The organism is Arthrobacter pasteuri (genome assembly GCF_054510955.1).
Window position 1 is genome coordinate 1,233,295 of the sequence record NZ_JBTNDO010000001.1, and the last position, 21,448, is coordinate 1,254,742.

Here is a 21,448-nt window from a genome sequence, read left to right on the forward strand (position 1 = left end):
CCCGATGCCTCCAGTGGAGAGGGAGCAGACGACGAGACACAGGAGCAGGACATGGCCGAGTCACCCGACCGCCCCGGCGGCCACGCCGAGCCGCCCAGGAAGCCTTCACCCCGCCCACCCTCGGCACCGGCATCGTCCAGTCCGAGCGCCTCGCCGATCCTGCACGCCGGCGCCGCTCTGCTCGTGCTCGTCGTCGCCCTTGTCCTCTCCATCGACAAGCCGCGCGGACTCACCGGTTCGGGCAGGCCCGCCCGGTGGTCGCCGTTCCCCCGCGACAGGCGAAACGCCGGCTCAGGCGGGAGACCCTAGACGGGACAGCAGCTTTTGCGTGGACATCATCGCCCCGCCGAGGACGGCCGGCAGACCACCCCCGGGGTGGACCGACGCGCCGACGCGCCAGAGCCACGGCCGCAGCGGATCCGAGTAGCCCGGGACGTGGAAGGGGCCGCTCAGCCAGGCCGGATGGACGGCTCCGTAGAGCGCACCGCCCGCGGAACCGTGCTCGCCGAAGTAGCCCGGATCCAGGATCTCGTAGGCCTCGAAGTACTCCTCGACGGGCTCGGGCAGCCCCAGCACGCGCGTGGTCCGGTCCAGTTCGCGGCGCACGAAGGGATCCTCGAGGGAGTAGCTCCTGCCGTTCGCCGGAGCGGTGAGGAGCAGTGCGAGGGTCGCCGATGCATTCGGGTAGACGCCGTGGGCCGGGTAGTAGTTGGCGAAGGCCATGGTCTGCTCCGGCTCGTCCCCGGCTTCGAGGCTGGCATAGAGCGCCGCGGGATCGTCCGGCAGGATCACGCCGTGGCGCGCGGTCCCCTCCGGGAGCGGTTCGGCGAGGACGGCGTAGATCCCGACGGCCGAGCAGGTGAGCTTCCTCGGTGTGCGCGGGCGCCGGCCCGCCAGCAGACCGGCGAGCCGGGAGGAATCGAGCCCGCTGACGACGGCGTCGGCCGGGTAGGTCCCAACGGCGGTGACCACTCGCCGTCGCCCGATGCGCTGCACCGGCTCACCCGTGCGGATCTCCACGCCGGCGTCGACGGCCAGCCGTTCCAGGGCCAGCACCAGCTCGTAGACGCCACCCTCGGGGATCCAGACGCCGTCGTTCGCCATGATCGCGGGCAGGCTCGCGTACAGGGCGGGCGTGCGGGTGGGGCTGACACCCGCGTTGAGGGTGTGGATCGCGATGACCTCGCGCAGTCCCTCGGGCAGCCAGGGCAGGCTGTCGAGGTAGCTCCGGGTGGTGAGCCGGCGCCCGTACAGTCCCGCCAGCCGGGCCAGCGCGGGATACGCGGCCTGCTCCAGCGGTCCCGTGGTCAGCAGGCTCGAGACGTCGCCGCCGAGGATGCCGTGCTCGGCGGCGAAGCGCACCCACGCCGCGTGCCAGGGGTGACCCGCCGGGACAGGCAGGGCGCACTCCTCGCCCCGGTAGTAGTAGGTGCCGACCTCCGGCAGCCGCTCCAGGCGGAGGGCCGCGACGTCCGCAGCGCTCGCGGCACCGGGCGCAGCGACGGCGTCGAGCCGGCGGAGGAGTTCCTCCCAGACGCCCGGGAAGGTGAACAGGGACGGACCGGTGTCCATGCACTGTCCCGCCACCTCCACGCGGCGGCTCTTCCCGCCCACACGTCCGGCGGCCTCGAGCAGGGTCACGCTGTGGCCCGCCCGTCCGAGGAGCGCCGCGGCAGTCAGTCCGCCGATCCCGCCCCCGACGACGACGACGCGGCTCACCGGTACAGGCCCAGCGTCAGGGCGGCCACGAGCTGCACGCCCGCCACGGTCCCGGCCACGTAGGGGAAGGCGATGGAGTACCGGTACAGCCGGTGGCCCGTCTCGGGGCGCGGGTCGCGGTACAGGCCCAGGAGCAGCCAACCGGCGATGAGCACGTTCACCACGGCCACCGGGATGTTGACGAGCGCGAAGCACACTGTCGCCGCAGCCCACCACGCACCGCTCCAGGCCACGACCCCGCGGGCGCCCAGCCTGACCGCCGTCGTGGTGATGCCCACTCCCCTGTCCTCGTCGATGTCCTGCACGGCATCGTAGGTGTGCTTGGCCGCGCTCCAGGCCATCAGGCCGATCGCGGCAGCCCAGACCGGCTCCTCGCCGAGGGCGTAGGGCACGAAGACCAGGGGGAAGGCGTAGGCCGCGTTGCTGATCGAATCGAGGAAGGGCCGCGCCTTGAAGCGCAGCGGAGGCGCGGAGTAGAAGACGAAGACGAGCGCGTACAGCGCGATCCAGGCGAGTGCCGCCGGGGGCAGCGTCGCCACGAACCAGGCGAGGAACGGCACGTTGGTGACGAGGACCCAGAGCCAGATGGCCCGGACCTCGGTGGCCCGGATGCGGGCGCCCTCGAGCGATCCCTTGCGCGGGTTCAGGGCGTCGGTGTCCTGGTCGAAGATGTCGTTCACACCGTAGATGAGCAGGTTGAACGGCAGCGTGAGCCAGACCAGGAGGGCGAGGACACCCCCGTCCCAGAACGTCCCGGTGAGCCACATGCCGACGACGCCGGTGCCCAGGGTGTTGATCCAGAGGACCGGCCGGGAGATATGGACCGTGCGCAGCGCCGCTGGCGCGAAACCTGCCTGGGGCACTGCTGTGTCCTCCTCGGACCGGCGGGGACGCAACGGACGGGTCTGGGCCGCCCGTGCGCCGGGTGCCCCCAGCCTACGTGGTTCCGGGGGTCGGTCCGGCGACGGGGGTTACGGGCCGATGTGACGTAGTCGGGTGGGCTTCCCCGGTGTGTCTAGAATCATAGCTGGGCCCGACGGTGTGCTCCTGAAGCATCATCCACCCCTCGTCGAAGGAACCCCAGACCATATGAAGATCGGAATCCTCACCAGCGGCGGCGACTGCCCCGGGCTGAACGCCGTCATCCGCGGCGCCGTCCTCAAGGGCATCAAGACGCACGACCAGGAGTTCGTCGGATTCCGTGACGGCTGGCGCGGGGTCGTCGAGGGGAACATCATCGACCTCCCCAGGCACGCGGTGAGGGGTATCTCGAAGCAGGGCGGCACGATCCTCGGGACCTCCCGCACCAATCCCTTCGAGGGCAAGGGCGGGGCGGAGGCCATCAAGGAGAACATGGCGCGTCTGGGCATCGACGCGATGATCGCGATCGGCGGCGAAGGCACCCTCGCGGCAGCGAAGCGGCTCACGGACCTCGGCCTGAAGATCGTCGGAGTCCCCAAGACCGTCGACAACGACCTCGACGCCACCGACTACACCTTCGGTTTCGACACGGCCGTCCAGATCGCGACCGAGGCCATCGACCGGCTCCGCACCACGGGCGAGTCCCACAGCCGCTGCATGATCGCGGAGGTCATGGGCCGGCACGTGGGCTGGATCGCCCTGCACGCCGGCATGGCGTCCGGCGCCCACGCCATCCTGATCCCAGAGCAGCAGACCAGCATCGAGCAGATCGCCGAGTGGGTCTCGACCGCGAACGCCCGAGGACGCGCGCCCCTCGTCGTCGTCGCAGAGGGCTTCGTGCCCTCCCACCTGGAGCAGGCGCACTCCGAGCGCGGCCTGGACACGTTCGGCCGCCCCCGCCTGGGCGGCATCGCCGACCAGCTCGCGCCGGAACTGGAAGCACGCACGGGCATCGAGACCCGCGCGACCATCCTCGGCCACATCCAGCGTGGCGGCGTCCCGACGTCGTTCGACCGCGTACTCGCCACCCGTCTCGGGATGGCCGCCGTCGATTCCGTGAAGGACGAACTGTGGGGCACCATGGTCTCGCTCCACGGCACCGAGATCGCACATGTCGGCTTCGAGGCGGCGCTCGGCAACCTCAAGCGGGTTCCGCAGCACCGCTACGACGAAGCCGCGATCCTGTTCGGCTGAGGTCCCCGTGGAACTCGACCCCGGGACGGTCTCGATCATCCAGCTCGCCTGGTCGCGTCTGCTGGGGCTCGACGACGGCGCCCTCGCCGACGGCGGCGAGGGCCGCCTGTACAGCATCGACGACGACGCCCCGGTCCTGACCTTCGTGACGCTGTTCGGCCGGGAGGTCCTGCGGGGTCCGGCATGGGCCGTCGACGCGGGGAGGCACCTGCCGGCCCTGGAACTGCGCAGCTCCTCGACCCTGCTCACGCTCAGCCGGGACCACGGCGGGCGCGGCCTCGGCGAGGCGCAGCTCTACTTCTGCGACGCCCTGCCCGGGTTCGAGGGTCCGCCGGCCGTCGTGTCCAGCGAGGCCGGCCTCGTCCGGGCGCTCGAGCGGCGGTGCCCGCCCGACGACGTCGCCGAGGCGCACCTCAGCGGCGTGGAGCACCCGTTCGTCCTCGTCGACGAGGGCGACCAGGAGACCGACGAACCGACTCCCCTGGCCGGCGCGGGCTACGACATCTGGGAGGGCATCCTGGCCCATCTCGCGGTCCTCACACCCCCGGAGCATCGACGGAAGGGCCACGCCCAGCGCGTCACCGCGGTCGCCGTCGAGGAGGCCATGGCCGCGGGCCTGATCCCGCAGTGGAGTGCCAGGACCGACAACACCGCGTCCCAGCGGACTGCCCGCCGTGCAGGGTTCGCCTTCGCCGGAACGCAGACGTCGGTGCTGCTCGACACCTGACCCGCTTCGGGATGAGATCGGCGCGGGTATCCGGGGTGCGGTGTTCGCGCTGCGCCAGGGACGCCGCCGTGCACGGACCGATGCCGCCGCCCCGGGCTTCCTGCCTTCCCCGACCTCTCCTCGGGCGGCCCCGTGGCCAATACGCCCCGACAGGCGCATGCTTAGCTGTCCCGGCGCGCCACGGAGTGGGCCCTGTAGGCAGCGGCGGGCAGAACTAGCCGAACAGCTCGACGAGCTCCGTCCGGCCGAACATCTCGGCAGCGGCACGCGCGGAGGGGGTCCCCGCGTCAGGGTCCGCCCCGGCGTCGACGAGGAGCCGGACCACGTCCGTGTGTCCCTTGAAGACGGCGCCCGCCAGGGGTGTCTGTCCGCGGTCGTTGGGCTGGTCGGCATCGGCGCCGCGCCCCAGGAGGTCGCGCACGATGGCCGGGTGCCCGTTGTAGGCGGCGAGCATGAGCAGGCTGTCACCGGCCGAGTTGGTCAGCGTGAACGGCACTCCTGCGTCGAGGTACCGCGCCAGCAGCGCGCTGTCCCCCTGGCGGGCAGCATCGAACAGCGCGTGGGCAAGGGCGATCGCGGCCGCCGCACCCGTATCGTCGTCGGTTACGCCCGGTCCCGCGTCATTGTCCCTACCCGCACCGCCATCGGTCCCGGCGCTCATCGCGGCCCCTTCAGGAATCCCGTCGCCCGCCCGACGACCTGCCCGGCGTCCGGTGCCACGATGACCTCCTGGCCGGCGGCGTACATCTCCTCGCCGTCCTGCACCACCAGGTCAGCCGAGGCATCGGCGGAACGCTTGAGCACGGCGAGGGCGATGGGGCCCATCTCGTAGTGGTGACCGACCGATGTCACGCGGCCCACGGTGCGGCCCTCGCTGAGGACGGCGCTCCCTGCCGCCGGGAGCGTGTGCTGGCTGCCGTCGAGGTGGAGGAAGGTCAGGCGGCGTGGCGGGTGACCGAGGTTGTGGACGCGGGCGATGGTCTCCTGCCCCTTGTAGCACCCCTTCGCGAGGTGTACGGCGGTGCGCAGCAGGTCGAGTTCGTGCGGGATCGTCTTCTCATCCGTCTCGAAGCCGTGTCGGGGCCGCCAGGCGGCTATGCGCAGGGCCTCGGCCGCGAGCGAACCGGCGAGGGCGAGCCCCGAGGACGTGACCGCCGCTTCCAGGCCGTCGCGCGGCACGAGGTACTCGAACCAGGGCCGTTCCCGTCCGGGGTGTCCGGCGTCGTCGACCGTCGAGTAGGCATAACCTCCGGACCCGGTGGAGGGCCAGGGATCGTCCCAGACGAGGACGTCGTCGCCCAGTTCGGGCAGGGCCCGGGTCGCGCCGAGGACAGCCCATGCGTCGGTGGCGTCCGTGACCTCGACGCGGAGCATGAACTTCATGCGCTCGAGCCAGGCGGCGAGCGGTGCCGCCTCGCTCCCCTCGCTGATGAGCCAGGCGACGGCGCCGTCGTCCACGACATGGACCGAGTGCTCGATGCGGCCCTGCACGGTGAGGAGCAGCGTCTCGGAGCTCTGTCCGGGCTGGAGGCCGAGGAGCAGCTGCGAGGACAGGGTGTTGAGCCAGCTGAGGCGATCGGGACCGGAAACCGTCACGACGCCGCGGTGCGAGAGGTCGACGACGGCCTGGCCGTCGGCGAGGAGACGCTGTTCACGGAAGGGGTCGCCGTAGTGGGCGGCGACGCCGGCGTCCGGTCCGCCACCCTCGACGGCACCGGCACGGCTCAGGAGGGGACTTGGGATCATGACGGTATAACGCCTTCCGGGCAGGACTATTCCTGCGTCAGCTGATGGCATGCGGCGGAGCCGTACGTAGGTACACGACCACGCGAGGACGTGACGGCAGGTGCTCCGGTCAGGAGGCTTTCCTCAGGATGGCGGAGGCGTGGGCCTCGAGCGAGTTGCCGTCCGCCGCGACGTCCCAGCGCCAGTACAGGTTGCCCTCGACGAGTCCGAACAGGCGGGTGGCGGCGGTGTACTCCTTGGAGTGCTGGCCGCGCATCACGAGGTCGGTGCTGAGCTGGATCTGCGGACCCTTGATGCTTCCGTAGTAGAGCTCGGCGATACCGCCGGGGTGGACGATGGTGGCGGTGATGTCGAAGCCGCCGGCGTCATTGCGGAACTGCTCGACCTCGTCGGCGGTCTTCAGGGCCGGGACGATGTCCGCGGGGCTCAGGCCGGGGCCGACGTCGGCGTCGTTCAGTTTGCGGTCGAGCGCCCAGAAGCCCGTTTCGACGGAGAGCGGCCGCAACTGCGAGCCCTGCTCGTCGATGAGCCAGGACTTGGCGCTGTACTGCAGGTACGGGAGTCCGTTCTGCGAGAACACGACGCGCTGCGAGAAGCGCTCCGAGTCCGCGGTGCCCTCACCGAGCATCCCGGTCCCCTCCCAGGTTCCGAGGAGCCACGACAGTGGGACGAGCTCGGGTGTCAGGTCGGTGGGCAGGTCAATCGACATGGGTACTCCGGGGTCAGTCGGCTACTTCTGGCCCTTGTACAGGCGCGTGATGACGAGGGCTGCGAAACCCGCCATGCCGAGACCGGCGACGACCAGCAGCGAGATGAAGAAGATTTCAAGAGCGAGGATGGACATGCTCCCATCCTAACGCCCGCTCCGGACAGCACGGGACGCAGGACCGGAGGGCACGAATGCCCTGATCCGAGCTTAGGACAGGAGGAGCTTGTCGAGGAAGTAGACCACGGAGCCGATCGCGAGCACCGGGGTGACGCCCGCCGCCACGGCTGCGACGGGGTCCAGCGGCGCCTCGCGGCCGACCAGGAGCCGCCGCGTCCCGGCGATGACGGCGCCGCAGGCGAGTCCCACCACTGCCGCGGCGAGCGCGGGCACGTCGGTGAACAGCAGTGCGCCGAGGGGCCCGGCGAGTGTCGCGAGGGCGACGGCGGCAGGTGCCACGAGCCGGTCCGGGAGCGGCAGGAGGGAGACCGCGATCGCGACGAGGATGCTGACCCCGGTCACGAGCATCATGCCGGAATCGGCCGCGTTGGCGGCCAGGCGGTCCGCTGCGGCCCAGCCCGAGCCCATGCCGACGGCGATCACCCCCGCACTGGCTCCGAGGGTGGACTCCAGGCGGTGGCTCTGGCCCGTCCCGCGCAGGAGCTGGATCATGAAGACCGCTCCGACGCCGAGCGCCACGGACGCCGGGAACCAGGTCAGGAAGGCCGGCCCGGGCACCGTGGCCGCCAGGACCACGGCGAGCAGGGCACTGAGCCCGATGGCCGCCGACTGGCTCTTCCTGGCGGGGACGCGGAGGATGGCGGGCCACCCGATGGCGGCCAGGATGCACGCCGCACCTGCGGTGATGGCGGTGATGAGCGGGGAGGCGTACGAGGACGCGACGATGGCGCCTGCCGCCACGGCCGCGGCTCCGGCCGCGGTGGCCACGCTCGTCCTCTTCACTCCAGCAATACTGCCCTACCGGTACTGAGGACGGGAAAACCGGCCCGCGCCGGGCAGGACGCGCACGTGCGTCCGATCACACGCCTGCGGCTATACTTGTCGAAATCTCTACCGCCCTCGAGACCGGTTCCGGGAACGAGGGCACCGCTGCCCGATGATGCGCATACCCGATCCGTGGAGGACCCATGCCGCACATCCTGATGCTCACCAACACCACCGGCTCGTCGGTCGACATCCTGCCGGCCCTCGAACTGCTCAACCACAAGGTGCACATCCTCGCGGCCGAGCCCACGGCACTCCTCGAGACCGAACCCTGCGATGTCGTCCTGGTGGACGCGCGCAAGGACCTGGTCGGCGCCCGGTCCCTCACCCAGCTCCTCAAGGCCACCGGCCTGAGCGCGCCCCTGGTCCTCGTCCTCACCGAGGGCGGCATGGCAGCGGTGGCGGCCAACTGGCTGGCGGACGACGTGGTCCTCGACTCGGCGGGCCCTGCAGAAGTGGAGGCGCGGCTGCGCCTCGTCATCGCGCGGTCGACGGCGGCGAGCGAGGAGACGAGCACCGAGATCCATGCGTCCGGCGTCGTGATCGACGAAGCCAGCTACACGGCGAGGGTCGGCGGCGAGCCCCTGAACCTGACGTACAAGGAGTTCGAGCTCCTCAAGTACCTGGCGCAGCATCCGGGCCGCGTCTTCACCCGGGACCAGCTCCTGCACGAGGTGTGGGGCTACGACTACTACGGCGGCACGCGCACCGTCGACGTCCATGTCCGGCGCCTGCGGGCGAAACTGGGAGCGGACCATGAGCAGCTGATCGGCACGGTGCGGAACGTCGGGTACCGCTTCACGCTGACCCGCCTGCCGGAGGATCGCAGCCCGGTCAACCAGGACGCCTGACACGACACCACGAAGACACCACGCGAAAGCCCCCTCCACCTGCTGGTGAAGGGGGCTTTCGCGTATCCGGACCGAAAGGCCGGACCCTGGTGGAGGACATACGGGTCGAACGTATCGCGGGCACCCCACTGGTGCATCCCCCTCGAGCAGTTACCGACACTACCCCATGCCGGCTGGTCGGCCAAACCGCGGGAAAGGAGCGGGGACTAGGCTGGGCGCATGACAGCCGCGCAGCACGCCCCCACCTGGTCCGTCGACAGGGTCGTGGGCGCCCCTTCGCCCGCCGCCCTCGAGGAGATACACCGCCTCGCATCAGCCGCCACCGAGGCGGACGGGAATCCGCCCCTGTCCGAACAGACCCTGGTGACCCTCCGGGCGCAGGACGCCGGGGGCCGGCTGCTGGTCGTCACAGCACGGAACTCCGGGCAGCAGGAGAGTGAACTGGCGGGCGTGGCCGTCATCACCCGCGGCACCGAGGACGGCGCAGTGCTCGAACTCGTCGTCGCCCCCGACGGCCGTGGCGAGGGCGCCGGAACCGCGCTCATCGAGGCCGTCCTGGCCGAGGGCATCCCCGGCCTCCGGGGATGGTCCCACGGGAACCACTCCGCCGCCGCCGACCTCGCCGCGCGCTTCGGCTTCGAACCCGTGCGGGAGCTGTGGCGCATGCGCCTGACGCGTGCCGCCGTCGAACAGTCCGTCCCCGCCCTGCAGCTTCCCGAGGGAGTGGCCCTGCGCGCGTTCGTCCGGGGCCGGGACGAGGAGGCGTGGCTGGCAGCCAACGCGGCTGCGTTCGCCCACCACCCCGAACAGGGCGCCACAACGCGCGCCGACCTCGAGGCGCGGATGGACGAGGACTGGTTCGACGCCGACGGGTTCCTGCTGGCGGTGCGCGAGGAGGACGGCTCACTGCTCGGCTTCCACTGGACGAAGATCCATCCCGGCATCGGCGCACACCCGCCCATGGGCGAGGTGTACGTTGTCGGCGTCACTCCGGAAGCCCAGGGCATGGGCCTCGGCAAGGCCCTCACGATCGCCGGCATCGAATACCTCCACGGCAAGGGACTGCAGGCCATCATGCTGTACGTCGACGCCGACAACACCGCCGCCGTCGCCCTGTACCGGAAGCTCGGCTTCACCCGCTGGGACGTGGACGTCATGTACGCGGGCAAGGCGCCGCAACCCACCTTGTAAGGTTATTTTCGAGGCGCCTCCCGGCTGGACCGAGCGGCGCACTCGCTCACGCCCGCCCACGCCGCAGGAGACGCAATGGATTCAGAGACAAAACGCCGGGGAGCGTCACTGTACGGATCTTCCGAGACGGCGCCGGCCCGGGCGACCCAGGACCGCATCGACATCCCGGACTTCGCCCCCAGCCTCCTGCCGTCCGGCGACATCCGGCCGGACCGCTTCCTGGACCGCGAGATCAGCTGGCTCGACTTCAACGCCCGCGTCCTCGAACTCGCGGAGGACCCCGACCTCTTCCTCCTCGAGCGCGTCAGCTTCCTGTCCATCTTCGCGTCCAACCTGGACGAGTTCTTCATGGTGCGCGTCGCCGGCCTGAAACGCCGCATCGCCACGGGCCTGGCAGTCCCCTCCGCGGCCGGCCTGAGCCCCATCGAGCAGCTCGAGAAGATCATGCAGGACGGCTACCAGCTGCAGAAGCGCCACGCGGCCGTCTTCGCCGAGCACATCCGGCCGGCCCTCGCCCGGGAGCAGATCCACCTCACCACGTGGGAGGAGCTCGACCAGCCTGCCAGGGCCGAGCTGCACAAGATCTTCGCCGAGAAGGTCTTCCCGATCCTCACGCCCCTCGCCGTGGACCCCGCGCACCCCTTCCCCTACATCTCCGGACTGTCCCTGAACCTCGCCGTCGTGGTGCGCAACCCGATCAGCGAGAAAGAGCTGTTCGCACGTGTCAAGGTGCCCGACCAGCTGCCGCGCCTGATGTCCGTCGACGGACCCCGCGCCGGCAACGTGGCCGGACGCGTCGCGCGCTTCATCCCGCTGGAGGAGGTCATCGCCGTCCACCTGGACCAGCTCTTCCCCGGCATGGAGGTCCTCGAACACCACCTGTTCCGCGTCACGCGCAACGAGGACCTCGAGGTCGAGGAGGACGACGCCGAGAACCTCCTGCAGGCGCTCGAGAAGGAGCTGCTGCGGCGCCGCTTCGGCCCGCCCGTGCGCCTCGAGGTGACCACGGACATCAACCCGAGCATCCGGGCGCTCCTGTCCCGCGAACTCGGCGTCGAGGAGGACGAGGTCTACAACCTGCCCGCTCCCCTCGACCTGCGCGGGCTCAGCGTCATCGCCGGTATCGACCGCGGCGACCTCCACTACCCCAAGCACGTCCCGCACACGAGCCGGTACCTCAACGAGAGCGAGACCTCCAAGGCCGCGAACGTGTTCGCGGCGATGCGCCGCCGGGACATCCTGCTGCACCACCCGTACGACTCGTTCTCGACGTCGGTCCAGGCCTTCCTGGAGCAGGCCGCCGCCGACCCGAAGGTGCAGGCGATCAAGCAGACCCTGTACCGGACGTCGGGCGACTCCCCCATCGTCGACGCCCTGATCGACGCCGCCGAGGCGGGCAAGCAGGTCCTCGCGCTCGTGGAGATCAAAGCCCGCTTCGACGAGCAGGCGAACATCTCCTGGGCCCGGAAGCTCGAGCAGGCCGGCGTGCACGTGGTCTACGGGATCGTGGGCCTCAAGACGCACTGCAAGCTCTCGCTCGTGGTGCGGCAGGAGATCGACGGGCTGCGGCGCTACTGCCACATCGGCACGGGCAACTACCACCCGCGCACCGCCCGGTACTACGAGGACCTCGGGCTGCTCACGGCCAACGAGCAGGTGGGCCAGGACCTGTCGCGCCTGTTCAACCAGCTCTCCGGGTACGCGCCGAAGTCCACCTTCAAGCGGCTCCTCGTCGCTCCGCGCTCCGTGCGCTCGGGCCTGATCGACCGCATCGAGCGTGAGATCGCCAACAAGCATGCCGGACTCGCGGCGCGCGTGGTCATCAAGGTCAACTCGATGGTCGACGAGGCGATCATCGACTCGCTGTACCGCGCATCCCAGGCGGGCGTCCAGGTCGACGTGATCGTCCGCGGCATCTGCTCGGTGCGACCGGGCGTCCCGGGCCTCAGCGAGAACGTGACCGTCCGCTCCGTCCTCGGGCGCTTCCTGGAGCACTCCCGCGTGTTCGCCTTCGCGAACGGCGGCGAACCGGCGGTCTTCATCGGCTCGGCCGACATGATGCACCGCAACCTGGACCGCCGCGTCGAGGCCCTCGTGCAGCTCAGCTCCCCCGAGGACATCTCCTACCTGATGACCCTCATGGACCGCTACATGAACCCCGCGGTCTCCAGCTGGCACCTCGACGAGACCGGCTGCTGGACGCGTCACCACAAGGACGACGTCGGCGCGCCGCTCGAGGACATCCAGTCCTGGCTGCTCGCCTCCCGGGCCCGCCAGCGTGCGGTGTCACGCCGCTGATGGCCACCCCGACGAAGGCCGCCCCCGCCGCCGAGGCGCAGGCAAGCGGTACCGCCGTGGTCGCTGCCGGAACGCTCTGCTGGCGCATCGGGAAAGGTGAACTCGAGCTCCTCATCATCCACCGTCCCCGCTACAAGGACTGGTCCTGGCCGAAGGGCAAGCTCGATCCGGGCGAGACGACGCCCGAGTGCGCCGTCCGTGAGACGTTCGAGGAGGTGGGGCTGAGCGTCACGCTCGGCATCCCGCTCGCCACGATCAACTACCCGGTGTCCTCCGGCGACAAGGCCGTGCACTACTGGGCGGCCCGGGCCGAGCGGCTGATCGCCGCCCCGGACGGGAAGGAAGTGGACCGGGCCGAATGGGTGTCGCCGGAGAAGGCACGTGAACTGCTGTCCAATCCGTCCGACATCGAACCCCTCGACGCCCTCGTCGAAGCTCACCGGGCGAAGGACCTGCAGACCTGGCCGCTGATCGTCGTCCGGCACGCGAAGGCGAAACCCCGGTCCTCGTGGAGCAGGGCCGAGGGCGAGCGGCCGCTGGCCGCGACCGGCCGGCGGCAGGCCGTCGCGGTGAGCCGGCTGCTACAGGCCTGGAGCCCCGAGCGCGTGGTGAGCAGCCCCTGGGAGCGCTGCGTCCAGACCATCTCCCCCTACGTGCACCAGCGCAGCGCGAAGCTGAAGCTCGTGGACGCCCTCACCGAGCACGACGCCGCCCGCAGGCCGGGGCGTGCCCGGACCGCCGTCGAGCGGGTCTTCGACAAGCGCCGCCCGGTCGTCCTCTGCACGCATCGCCCGGTGCTCCCCCTCGTGTTCTCGGTCCTGGGCAGCCACATGACCAGCAGGCTGCGAAAGCTCCTCCCCGCCCACGACCCCTACCTCGCGCCGGGCGAGGCCGTCATCTGCCAGGTCAGCAGCCTCGACCCCGGACGCATCGTCTCGGTGGAGCAGTTCCGCGCCTACGACGACTGACCCCGGATTCGCCGGGGACCACTCCTGCGGCGGGTACAGCCGCGTCGGTCATCGGAGTATCACCGGCGGTCCCGCCCACGTTCACGCTTCGTTCACGCCCGGTCCCTAGAGTCGGGTGCTCATGCAGGGCACGCAGCGGAGGACAGGAGCACCGAGATGGCCGATGTGAAGGGCGTCGTGCGGGGACTCGCACCGCATGAGATCGAGGAACTCCACAGAATCGGGCCGGCAGGGCCGCTGACGCCCCGCCTTCTGCACGCCATCGACCGCGCCGCCGGTGGCCCGGGCGAGGGCCGCGGATACTACGTGTACGGCCGGCATGCCGACGCCGGCCGGCCGCGCCCGTTCGTACTCCGCGAGGACGTGCGCAACGAGCTCTTCGGCGTCCGCTCCTAGCCCGGGCACTCGGCACGCGGTGCTCGGTGCTCGGTGCTGGTACACCGGTCGGGGATCATGGGGGGATGACGATCCGACGGCGACCGGGGAACGCGCTGTGACGCTGTCCACGGGCGTGGTGACCCGACTCGTTCGTACCGCACCCGGGACAGACCTCCCGCCGCCGGGCGCGCTGCTCGGGACGCTCGACCACATCGAACGTGAGCGCGCCGGACGTTTCGCCGATCCGTCCCAGGCAGCACGGTTCATGACCGGGCGCTCTGCGTTGCGGGACCTCGCGGCCGAGCTGCTCGGCGTCGACCCCGCGCGTCTCCTGTCGGACTTCACCTGCCCGCGATGCTCCCCCGACGGTGGGGCAGACCATGGGCGGCCCGGCTACCTGATCGACGGCGACCCGGTCCCCCTGGCATTGAGCCTTTCCCGCGCCCCGGGCTTCGCGCTGCTCGGCGTCCTCCTTCAGGGCGGGCTCGCTCCCGGCGACGGCCAGGGCCTCGGTGTGGACGTCACGGCGGTCTCCGGGGTGCGGTTCGACGGTTTCGACGACGTGGCGCTGACGCTGCGCGAGCGACGATCGGTCCGGGACATGCCCCCGGCCGATCGGGACGACGCACGGGCACGGCTCTGGGCGCGGAAGGAGGCGCTTGCCAAGGCCCTCGGGTCGGGCTTTAGCACGGGCGCGGGTTCCGGCGCTCTGGACCCGGGTGATCTCGAGGTCCTCGACGACGCACGGATCACCGACCTGCGCGAGATCGACGGGGTCCTGCTCGCCGAGGAGGGCCTGGCCGCCGCCGTTGCCGTGACCACCGACCATCCGGTGACCACCGACCCTCCCGTGACCACCGCCATCGATCGGCTGTCCGTTCCGGTGCGAGCCGGCCGTCGGACGGCGGGCCCCTCCTAGAGGGACGGCAGTGCCTCGGCGAACAGCCAGGGGCCCAGGAGTCCCTCGACGTCGACGTCCGGCAGGGCACGGGCCGCGAGCGCGAGGAAGTCGGGCGTCGTGACCGAGCCGAACCGGTGCTCCGCGGACCAGGAGCGGAGGACCCCGAAGAAGGCGTCGTCGCCGGCTGCGGCGCGGAGTGCATGCAGCGTGAGGGCGCCTCGCTTGTAGACGCGGTCGTCGAACATGTCCGCGGCCCCCGGGTTCCCGAGCACCAGGTCCTGCGCTTCCCGGGTGAGCCGCTCGTGCGTGGACCGCGCGTGCGCATCCGCCGTCGTGGCACCGCTCGCCTCGGACCAGAGCCACTCGGCGTAGCAGGCGAACCCCTCGTGCAGCCAGATGTCCTGCCAGCGGGCCGTGGTGACGGCGTTGCCGAACCACTGGTGCGCTAGTTCATGAGCGACCAGGCGCTGGGCGTCCCAGCCCTGGTCGAGGTGGTTGCGCCCGATGATGGACAGCGTCTGCGCCTCGAGCGGGATCTCCAGCTCGTCGTCCGTGACCACCACGAGGTACTGCGGGAACGGGTAGGGTCCGAAGCGCTCCTCGAAGGCCGCCATCATCTCGTGGTGGCGACCGAGGGCGACCCTCGCCGCGGGCGCGAGGCCCGCGGGTACGGCCGCGTACTGCGGCACGGGGCGTCCCGGCTCCCGCGCGGTGGCATGTCGGGGCAGGCTGACGGCGGGCTGCGCGGGATCGTTCAGCGCCACGAGGTCGTACCGCCCGATCTGCGCGGTCGCGAGGTAGGTGGCCATCGGCTCGGCCTGCTCGTACACCCAGGTGGTCCGGCTGGACTTGGCGATGCGCGAGACCAGGACGCCGTTGCAGACGGCGCGGTAGCCGGCGTCGGTGGTCACGGTGAAGCGGTAGGCCGCCTTCTGCGACGGATGGTCGTTGCAGGGGAACCAGGACGGTGCTCCCGTGGGCTGTCCTGCCACGAGGACGCCGTCGGTCAGTTCCTCCCAGCCGACGTCCCCCCACACCCCGCTGATGGGCGCGGGGCTCCCCTCGTAGCGGATGTCGAGCCGCAGCTCGGCGTCGTACGGCACGGGGTCGCGGAAGGCGATTACGAGCTTGCCCGCCCGTTCCTTGAACGAGCGCACGCGCACCGTGTCGGAGGTGACCTTGGTGGTGCGCAGGCCGCTCAGATCCAGCTCGAGCTGATGCAGTTCGCGGTGCGCCGTCATCGTCAGGACCGCGCGCCCCGCGAGGCGATTGCTGGCGAGCTTGTAGTCGAGGGTGAGGTCGTAGTGCTGGACGCGGTACGCGGTGCTGCCGTTGGCCGGGGTGTAGGGATCGGGCGCGAGGCGTTCGGGGCTACTGCTCACGCACCGGCCCCGGCCCGGTCCACGAGCTGACCGGGTTCCCCATCCAGTAGGTGCCGGCGGGTACGGTCTCACCCCGCATGACGAGGGACGCCGGGCCCACGGTGGCACCGGAGTCGATGTCGGCGGCGGGCAGGATCACACTGTGCGGGCCGAGGGTCGCCCCTGCTGCGAGCTCGACGGTGTCCATGCTCATGATCCTGTCATGGAAGAGGTGCGTCTGCACCACGCATCCCCGGTTGACGGTGGACCCCGCTCCCAGCGTCACGAGGTCCGCCTCGGGGAGCCAGTAGCTCTCGCACCAGACGCCCTGCCCGATCCTCGAGCCGAGGGCACGCAGCCACCACACCAGGGCGGGGGTACCGCTGGCGGCCCGGGCGAACCACGGCGCGCTCACGCTCTCGATGAAGGTGTCCACCACCTCGTTCCGCCAGATGAACGAACTCCACAGGGGGTGCTCCCCCGCCTGGATGCGTCCCACGAGCAGCCACTTCGCGAGGACGGCGCTGCCCGCGGCGACGGCCCCGAGGGCCATGAACACGACGCCGCTGAGCAGGGCCGCGACCGTGTGGCCGGCCTCCAGGGCCAGGGCGTCGAAGATCACCAGCGCGCCTGCCGCGATCATCACGGTGAGGATGATCGGCACGATCCGGCACAGTTCCCAGAAGGCACGGGCGGCCTTGAGCCGTGCGGGTGGCTGGAAGGTGCGGCTCTGGTCGCCCGTCACTGCGAGGCGGCGCAGGCGCGAGGGCGGGCTGCCCAACCAGGAGCTGCCGGCCTTGGCCTTTGCGGGTGTCGCCGAGAGCACGGCGACGAGCGAGTTCTTCGGGACGCGCCGGCCGGGCGAGGTCATGCCCGAGTTGCCGAGGAAGGCCCGCCTGCCGATCTTCGCGGGAGCGATGTGCAGGTATCCGCCGCCCAGTTCGTACGAGGCCACCATGGTGTCGTCGGCGAGGAACGCCCCCTTGCCGATCGTGGTCATGCTCGGGATCAGGAGGACCGTGGACGCTTCGACGTTCCTGCCCACGCGGGCGCCGAGGAGACGGAGCCAGACCGGCGTGATGAGGCTCGCGTACAGGGGGAAGAGGAGGTCGCGGGCCATGTCGAGTGTGCGTTCGGTGGCCCAGATCTGCCACCCGATGCGGCTGCGCACCGGGTAGTGCCCCTCGCGCAGGCCCACGCCGAGCAACCGCACGGTCACGAGGACGAGGAGCGCGTTGACCAAGAGCCAGAGGACCGCGGCGAGCACGACGGGACCGACGAGCGTGGGCCACACGGCGGAGAGCGACGCCGCGCCGCGGAGGGCGGCGACCACGGGCAGGGACGCGACGACGGCGGCGACGAAGGGGATGAGGGCCAGGGCCCCCGCTGCTCCCGCGAAGGCCAGGAAGGCCATCCGCGCGCGCAGGGGTGAGCGCCGCGGCGGGGCATCCGGCCAGTCCTGCTTGGCGCGACCCGCTCGGGTCGCGGGCGAGCCGGAGTAGAGCTGGCCGGCCTTCACCGCGCCCTGCACCGCGGATCCGGGCGCCACCTCGGCCCCGGCGCCGATCCTCGTCCCCGGCATGAGGGTGCTGCGGGCGCCGACGAGTGCCCCTGCTCCGATGCCGATGGTGCCGATGTGGACCCGGTCGCCGTCGATCCACCACCCGGAGAGGTCGACCTCCGGCTCCACCGAGGCTCCTGCCCCGAGGGTGAGGAAGCCTGTCACGGGCGGCACGGAGTGGAGGTCGACGTCGGGCCCGATCCGCGCACCCAGCGCCCTCGCGTACACGGGCACCCAGGGGGCGCTCGCGAGGCCGACGGCACCGACGCTGTCCGAGATCTGCTCCGCGAGCCAGAGGCGCAGGTGCACCTTCCCGGAGCGTGGGTAGACACCCGGCCGGACGTCGCGGAGCAGCATACGGGCGGCGGCGACGGACAGTGCCATGCGGCCGAACGGACTGACGAAGACGAGCCAGGACACGGCGAGCCAGGTCCACGGCAGGGTCGGGGCCGCGGTGAGGATGCCGAGGCCCGCCAGGACGTTCGTGGCGATCATGGCGTAGGTGAACCACCGCATGCCCGCGAGGAACTGCAGCGGGATGCCCATGACGGTCTGGAAGACCTGCGACTTCCGGGCGGTGCGCCGCACGGCCCGGACAGGGGCGGCGGGCTGCTCGCCGCCGTCGCCCGTGCTCGCCGCGAAGGCCGCGAGCGCGCCGAGCCGTGGATGCGCGTAGACGTCCGCGACGGTGACGACGGGGTAGCGTCCACGGATCAGGGACACCAGCCGGGCGGCCGCGAGGGATCCGCCGCCGTGCAGGAAGAAGTCGGCGTCCTCGTCGGCCGGGACGGTGCCAAGGACGGCCGCCCATTGGTCGGCGATCCACTGCACGCGCGGGTCGAGGTCCTCGAGCGCCGTCGCGTCCCCGGTCTCCCCTGTGCCTGCCAGGGGCCAGGGCAGCGCGTTCCGGTCCACCTTGCCGCTGGTCTTGGTGGGCAGCGCGTCGGTGACGGTCAGGAGGGGGACGAGGGCCGCGGGGAGCTGCTCGACCAGCAGGGCGCGGAGGACCGCGAGGTCGGGGGCGGAGGCCGCCACCAGGTATCCGACGAGCAGCTGGTTGCCCGACGGCGTCGTCCGGACGGCGGCGGCCGCCCCGGCGATCCCGGGGAGGGCCTGCAGCGCGGCGTCGACCTCGCCGAGCTCGATGCGCCGTCCGCCGAGTTTGACCTGGTCGTCCGCCCGGCCCACGAACACGAGCCCGGCCGCCTCGAGTCTCACGAGGTCGCCCGAGCGGTAGGCCCGGTCCCAGCCGAGTGTCGGCATGGGCGCGTACTTCTCGGCATCCTTCGCGGGGTCGAGGTACCGCGCGAGGCCCACTCCCCCGATGATGAGTTCCCCGACGGCTCCCTCGGGGACGGGGACGCCGGACTCGTCCACGACGGCGAGGTCCCAACCGTCGAGCGGCAGGCCGATCCGTACGGGTCCGTCCCCGCCGAGGCGGGCGGCGCAGGCGACGACGGTCGCCTCCGTGGGACCGTAGGTGTTCCACACCTCGCGGTCGTGCACGGCGAGGCGCTGTGCGAGTTCCGGCGGGCACGCTTCGCCGCCGAAGATGAGGAGCCGCACGTTCTCGAGCGCGTCCGCGGGCCACAGGGCGGCGAGCGTCGGCACCGTGGAGACGACGGTGATGCCGCGCGCGATCAGCCAGGGACCGAGGTCGACGCCGGTCCGCACGAGCGCGCGGGGCGCCGGAACGAGGCACGCCCCGTAGCGCCAGGCCAGCCACATCTCCTCGCACGAGGCATCGAACGCGACGGACAGGCCGGCCAGCACGCGGTCCGCGGGCCCGATCGGCTCCCGCTGCAGGAACAGGCGGGCCTCGGCGTCGACGAACGCCGCCGCCGAGCGGTGCGTCACGGCCACGCCCTTCGGTGTCCCGGTGGACCCGGAGGTGAAGATGATCCAGGCGTCGTCGTCGGGCGTGGGTTCTCCTCCGACCCCCCGGGAGGGCCCGGCGGGGGTCAGCGCGAGGCCTTCCCCGACGACGACGGCGGCCCGCGACTCGGCGAAGACGACGTGCGCGCGCTCGTCGGGGTCGTCGGCGTCGACAGGCACGTAGGCCGCACCCGCCGCGAGCACGCCGAGGATCGCGATGTAGAGCTCGTTGGTGCCCGAGGGCAGGCGGACGCCGACGGTATCGCCGCGTCCCACCCCTGCTCCCCGCAGTGTTCCTGCGAACGTCTCCGCAGCGGTGACCAGCTCCGCGTAGCTGAGCGCGGAGGTGCCGTCATCGAGCGCGGAGGCGCTGGGGTGCGCCCTGGCCGTGGCGTGCAGGATGTCGAGCAGCGTCCGGGGGTCGGGCGCGAGTCCGGAGGCGGCGAACTGCGCCGGCCGGGCTGCAGGACGGCTGGCCGGATCGACGGAGGGCGCAGTGTGGGGTGGGGGGATGGTCACGGCTGGAGTCTTCCGGTGCAAGGTGAACGGCAGGTGACCGGCATCGTCGGCTGTCCCGGTCCGCGCAGTCTACCGGCAGTTCCCCTGCGCTCCGCGTTCTAGACTTGCTGGGTGAGCACCCCCATTCCCACCCCCTACGAGGATCTGCTGCGCGACGTGATGGCGAACGGCGCGGCGAAGAGCGACAGGACGGGCACCGGGACCCGGAGCGTCTTCGGCCGGCAGTTGCGGTTCGACCTGCGCGAGTCCTTCCCGCTCATCACCACCAAGCGCGTGCACTTCAAGTCCGTGGCCCTCGAGCTGCTCTGGTTCCTCCGCGGTGACTCGAACGTCCGCTGGCTCCAGGAGCGCGGCGTGTCCATCTGGGACGAGTGGGCGGACGACGACGGCGAGCTCGGCCCGGTCTACGGCGTCCAGTGGCGTTCGTGGCCGACGCCCGACGGCGGGCACATCGACCAGATCGCCCAGGTCGTCGAGGCGCTCAAGACGAACCCCGACTCGCGCCGGCACCTCGTCTCGGCCTGGAACGTCTCGGAGATCGCCGACATGGCGCTGCCGCCCTGCCACGTGTTCTTCCAGTTCTACGTGACGCCCGGTGTCGACGGCGGTCCGGGCAGGCTGTCCTGCCAGCTGTACCAGCGGTCGGCGGACACCTTCCTCGGCGTCCCGTTCAACATCGCCTCCTATGCACTGCTGACCCTGATGGTCGCCCAGCAGACCGGCCTGGAACCGGGCGAGTTCATCTGGACCGGCGGCGACGTCCACGTGTACGACAACCACGTGGAGCAGGTCGCCGAGCAACTGTCCCGCGAGCCGTACCCGTACCCGCGGATCGAGCTGAAGCGGAAGCCCGCCAGCATCTTCGACTACACCCTGGAGGATTTCGACGTGGTCGACTACCAGCACCACCCTGCCATCAAGGCTCCGGTGGCGGTATGAGCGAGCTCCGCGCTCCCGCCCTGAGCGTGCCCGATGCCGTCCGATCACTGCCCGTGATCGGCATGATCTGGGCGCAGACCGAGAACGGTGTGATCGGCAGGGACGGCGGGATCCCCTGGCACCTGCCGGAGGACCTGGCACACTTTCGGGCCACGACGACGGGGCACCCCGTGATCATGGGCCGCCGCACCTGGGAGTCCTTCCCCGAGAAGTTCCGGCCCCTGCCGGACCGCACCAACATCGTCCTCTCCGGATCCGGCACCGTCGACCTGCCGGGCGCGATCGTCGTCGACTCCCTGGACGCCGCCTTCGAGGCCGCGCAGGCCAGTCCGGGGGCCGAGGAGATCTGGGTCATCGGCGGCGGCCGGGTCTACGCGGCCGCACTGCCCCGTGCCAACGCCGCACTCGTCACCGTCGTCGAGTCCTCGGAGGAGGGCGATACCGTTGCTCCCGCCCTCGGTCAGGACTGGACGCTCGCCGCGCTGACCCCCGAGTCCGGCTGGCTGGAAGCCTCCAGCGGAACCCGCTACCGCATCAGCCTCTGGACCCGGCAGGACTGAGCGGGGCCCGCTATGGCTCGCCCAGCCC

19 protein-coding genes are annotated in these 21,448 nt (G+C 71.3%); 11 read left to right on the top strand and 8 right to left on the bottom strand.

Going from position 1 to position 21,448, the window contains the following annotated elements; genetic code table 11:
- The first annotated feature begins 51 nt into the window (after window positions 1–51).
- Window positions 52–309, top strand: a complete 258-nt coding sequence (locus ACX80H_RS05755; protein WP_459311690.1) for a hypothetical protein — start codon at window positions 52–54, stop codon at window positions 307–309.
- Here ACX80H_RS05755 and ACX80H_RS05760 read toward each other — a convergent pair.
- Both ACX80H_RS05760 and ACX80H_RS05765 read right to left on the bottom strand, forming a co-directional pair.
- Window positions 292–1,719, bottom strand: a complete 1,428-nt coding sequence (locus tag ACX80H_RS05760; protein ID WP_459311691.1) for a phytoene desaturase family protein — start codon at window positions 1,717–1,719, stop codon at window positions 292–294. The two genes, ACX80H_RS05755 and ACX80H_RS05760, sit on opposite strands and share 18 nt — an antisense overlap.
- Window positions 1,716–2,582 carry a UbiA family prenyltransferase gene (locus ACX80H_RS05765; RefSeq protein WP_459311693.1) on the bottom strand — a complete coding sequence of 289 codons (867 nt, stop codon included), beginning with the start codon at window positions 2,580–2,582 and terminating at the stop codon, window positions 1,716–1,718. The genes ACX80H_RS05760 and ACX80H_RS05765 overlap by 4 nt, the downstream gene beginning before the upstream one ends.
- 226 nt (window positions 2,583–2,808) lie before the next feature.
- Between ACX80H_RS05765 and ACX80H_RS05770 the strand changes: the two genes are divergently transcribed.
- Both ACX80H_RS05770 and ACX80H_RS05775 read left to right on the top strand, forming a co-directional pair.
- Window positions 2,809–3,834: a 6-phosphofructokinase gene (locus ACX80H_RS05770; protein ID WP_459311694.1), complete on the top strand. Its 1,026-nt coding sequence runs from the start codon at window positions 2,809–2,811 to the stop codon at window positions 3,832–3,834.
- 7 nt (window positions 3,835–3,841) lie between these two features.
- On the top strand, window positions 3,842–4,561 hold the full coding sequence (locus ACX80H_RS05775; RefSeq protein WP_459311696.1) for a GNAT family N-acetyltransferase: 720 nt from the start codon (window positions 3,842–3,844) through the stop codon (window positions 4,559–4,561).
- A gap of 214 nt (window positions 4,562–4,775) precedes the next feature.
- On the opposite strand, the gene ACX80H_RS05780 is transcribed toward ACX80H_RS05775, so the two are convergent.
- The 4 genes from ACX80H_RS05780 to ACX80H_RS05795 all read right to left on the bottom strand — a co-directional run bounded on the left by ACX80H_RS05780 (window position 4,776) and on the right by ACX80H_RS05795 (window position 7,961).
- Window positions 4,776–5,222 (bottom strand): ankyrin repeat domain-containing protein, encoded by a 447-nt coding sequence (locus ACX80H_RS05780; protein ID WP_459311698.1) that lies wholly within the window; start codon window positions 5,220–5,222, stop codon window positions 4,776–4,778.
- The gene (gene ygfZ, locus ACX80H_RS05785; RefSeq protein ID WP_459311699.1) at window positions 5,219–6,307 is read right to left on the bottom strand and encodes a CAF17-like 4Fe-4S cluster assembly/insertion protein YgfZ; all 1,089 of its coding nucleotides are present in this window, start codon (window positions 6,305–6,307) and stop codon (window positions 5,219–5,221) included. Before ygfZ ends, ACX80H_RS05780 begins: the two co-directional genes overlap by 4 nt.
- 109 nt (window positions 6,308–6,416) lie before the next feature.
- Window positions 6,417–7,016 (bottom strand): heme-binding beta-barrel domain-containing protein, encoded by a 600-nt coding sequence (locus ACX80H_RS05790; protein ID WP_459311700.1) that lies wholly within the window; start codon window positions 7,014–7,016, stop codon window positions 6,417–6,419.
- A 207-nt stretch (window positions 7,017–7,223) separates the two neighbouring features.
- Window positions 7,224–7,961 (bottom strand): hypothetical protein, encoded by a 738-nt coding sequence (locus tag ACX80H_RS05795; protein ID WP_459311702.1) that lies wholly within the window; start codon window positions 7,959–7,961, stop codon window positions 7,224–7,226.
- 200 nt (window positions 7,962–8,161) lie between these two features.
- On the opposite strand from ACX80H_RS05795, the gene ACX80H_RS05800 reads away from it, so the two are divergent.
- From ACX80H_RS05800 to ACX80H_RS05825, 6 genes are all read left to right on the top strand, one after another.
- Window positions 8,162–8,869 (top strand): winged helix-turn-helix transcriptional regulator, encoded by a 708-nt coding sequence (locus tag ACX80H_RS05800; RefSeq protein WP_087076965.1) that lies wholly within the window; start codon window positions 8,162–8,164, stop codon window positions 8,867–8,869.
- Window positions 8,870–9,088: 219 nt separating this feature from the next.
- On the top strand, window positions 9,089–10,060 hold the full coding sequence (gene mshD / locus ACX80H_RS05805; protein ID WP_459311703.1) for a mycothiol synthase: 972 nt from the start codon (window positions 9,089–9,091) through the stop codon (window positions 10,058–10,060).
- Between the two features lie 75 nt (window positions 10,061–10,135).
- The gene (locus tag ACX80H_RS05810) at window positions 10,136–12,358 is read left to right on the top strand and encodes an RNA degradosome polyphosphate kinase (RefSeq protein WP_459311704.1); all 2,223 of its coding nucleotides are present in this window, start codon (window positions 10,136–10,138) and stop codon (window positions 12,356–12,358) included.
- Window positions 12,358–13,326 (top strand): NUDIX hydrolase, encoded by a 969-nt coding sequence (locus ACX80H_RS05815; protein ID WP_459311706.1) that lies wholly within the window; start codon window positions 12,358–12,360, stop codon window positions 13,324–13,326. Before ACX80H_RS05810 ends, ACX80H_RS05815 begins: the two co-directional genes overlap by 1 nt.
- Before the next feature lie 156 nt (window positions 13,327–13,482).
- Complete coding sequence (locus ACX80H_RS05820; protein ID WP_459311707.1) at window positions 13,483–13,722, top strand: hypothetical protein; 240 nt, start codon at window positions 13,483–13,485, stop codon at window positions 13,720–13,722.
- A 97-nt stretch (window positions 13,723–13,819) separates the two neighbouring features.
- Window positions 13,820–14,623: a 4'-phosphopantetheinyl transferase family protein gene (locus ACX80H_RS05825; protein WP_459311708.1), complete on the top strand. Its 804-nt coding sequence runs from the start codon at window positions 13,820–13,822 to the stop codon at window positions 14,621–14,623.
- Here the strand turns inward: ACX80H_RS05825 and ACX80H_RS05830 are convergent.
- Both ACX80H_RS05830 and ACX80H_RS05835 read right to left on the bottom strand, forming a co-directional pair.
- The gene (locus tag ACX80H_RS05830; RefSeq protein ID WP_459311709.1) at window positions 14,620–15,987 is read right to left on the bottom strand and encodes a M1 family metallopeptidase; all 1,368 of its coding nucleotides are present in this window, start codon (window positions 15,985–15,987) and stop codon (window positions 14,620–14,622) included. The genes ACX80H_RS05825 and ACX80H_RS05830 overlap by 4 nt on opposite strands.
- Window positions 15,977–19,915, bottom strand: a complete 3,939-nt coding sequence (locus tag ACX80H_RS05835; protein WP_459313370.1) for a Pls/PosA family non-ribosomal peptide synthetase — start codon at window positions 19,913–19,915, stop codon at window positions 15,977–15,979. The genes ACX80H_RS05830 and ACX80H_RS05835 overlap by 11 nt, the downstream gene beginning before the upstream one ends.
- A 165-nt stretch (window positions 19,916–20,080) precedes the next feature.
- On the opposite strand from ACX80H_RS05835, the gene ACX80H_RS05840 reads away from it, so the two are divergent.
- Both ACX80H_RS05840 and ACX80H_RS05845 read left to right on the top strand, forming a co-directional pair.
- Window positions 20,081–20,860: a thymidylate synthase gene (locus ACX80H_RS05840; RefSeq protein ID WP_459313371.1), complete on the top strand. Its 780-nt coding sequence runs from the start codon at window positions 20,081–20,083 to the stop codon at window positions 20,858–20,860.
- Window positions 20,857–21,420, top strand: a complete 564-nt coding sequence (locus ACX80H_RS05845) for a dihydrofolate reductase (RefSeq protein WP_459311711.1) — start codon at window positions 20,857–20,859, stop codon at window positions 21,418–21,420. The genes ACX80H_RS05840 and ACX80H_RS05845 overlap by 4 nt, the downstream gene beginning before the upstream one ends.
- Window positions 21,421–21,448 lie beyond the last annotated feature (28 nt).

Excerpts from the sequence above, each read along its gene's own strand:
- ACX80H_RS05780 (WP_459311698.1), bottom strand. The coding sequence starts at position 5,222 with ATGAGCGCCGGGACCGATGGCGGTGCGGGTAGGGACAATGACGCGGGA.
- ACX80H_RS05820 (WP_459311707.1), top strand. The coding sequence starts at position 13,483 with ATGGCCGATGTGAAGGGCGTCGTGCGGGGACTCGCACCGCATGAGATC.
- ACX80H_RS05840 (WP_459313371.1), top strand. The coding sequence starts at position 20,081 with ATGGCGAACGGCGCGGCGAAGAGCGACAGGACGGGCACCGGGACCCGG.
- ygfZ (WP_459311699.1), bottom strand. The coding sequence starts at position 6,307 with ATGATCCCAAGTCCCCTCCTGAGCCGTGCCGGTGCCGTCGAGGGTGGC.
- ACX80H_RS05790 (WP_459311700.1), bottom strand. The coding sequence starts at position 7,016 with ATGTCGATTGACCTGCCCACCGACCTGACACCCGAGCTCGTCCCACTG.
- ACX80H_RS05755 (WP_459311690.1), top strand. The coding sequence starts at position 52 with ATGGCCGAGTCACCCGACCGCCCCGGCGGCCACGCCGAGCCGCCCAGG.
- ACX80H_RS05800 (WP_087076965.1), top strand. The coding sequence starts at position 8,162 with ATGCCGCACATCCTGATGCTCACCAACACCACCGGCTCGTCGGTCGAC.
- ACX80H_RS05770 (WP_459311694.1), top strand. The coding sequence starts at position 2,809 with ATGAAGATCGGAATCCTCACCAGCGGCGGCGACTGCCCCGGGCTGAAC.
- ACX80H_RS05845 (WP_459311711.1), top strand. The coding sequence starts at position 20,857 with ATGAGCGAGCTCCGCGCTCCCGCCCTGAGCGTGCCCGATGCCGTCCGA.
- ACX80H_RS05815 (WP_459311706.1), top strand. The coding sequence starts at position 12,358 with ATGGCCACCCCGACGAAGGCCGCCCCCGCCGCCGAGGCGCAGGCAAGC.
- ACX80H_RS05810 (WP_459311704.1), top strand. The coding sequence starts at position 10,136 with ATGGATTCAGAGACAAAACGCCGGGGAGCGTCACTGTACGGATCTTCC.
- mshD (WP_459311703.1), top strand. The coding sequence starts at position 9,089 with ATGACAGCCGCGCAGCACGCCCCCACCTGGTCCGTCGACAGGGTCGTG.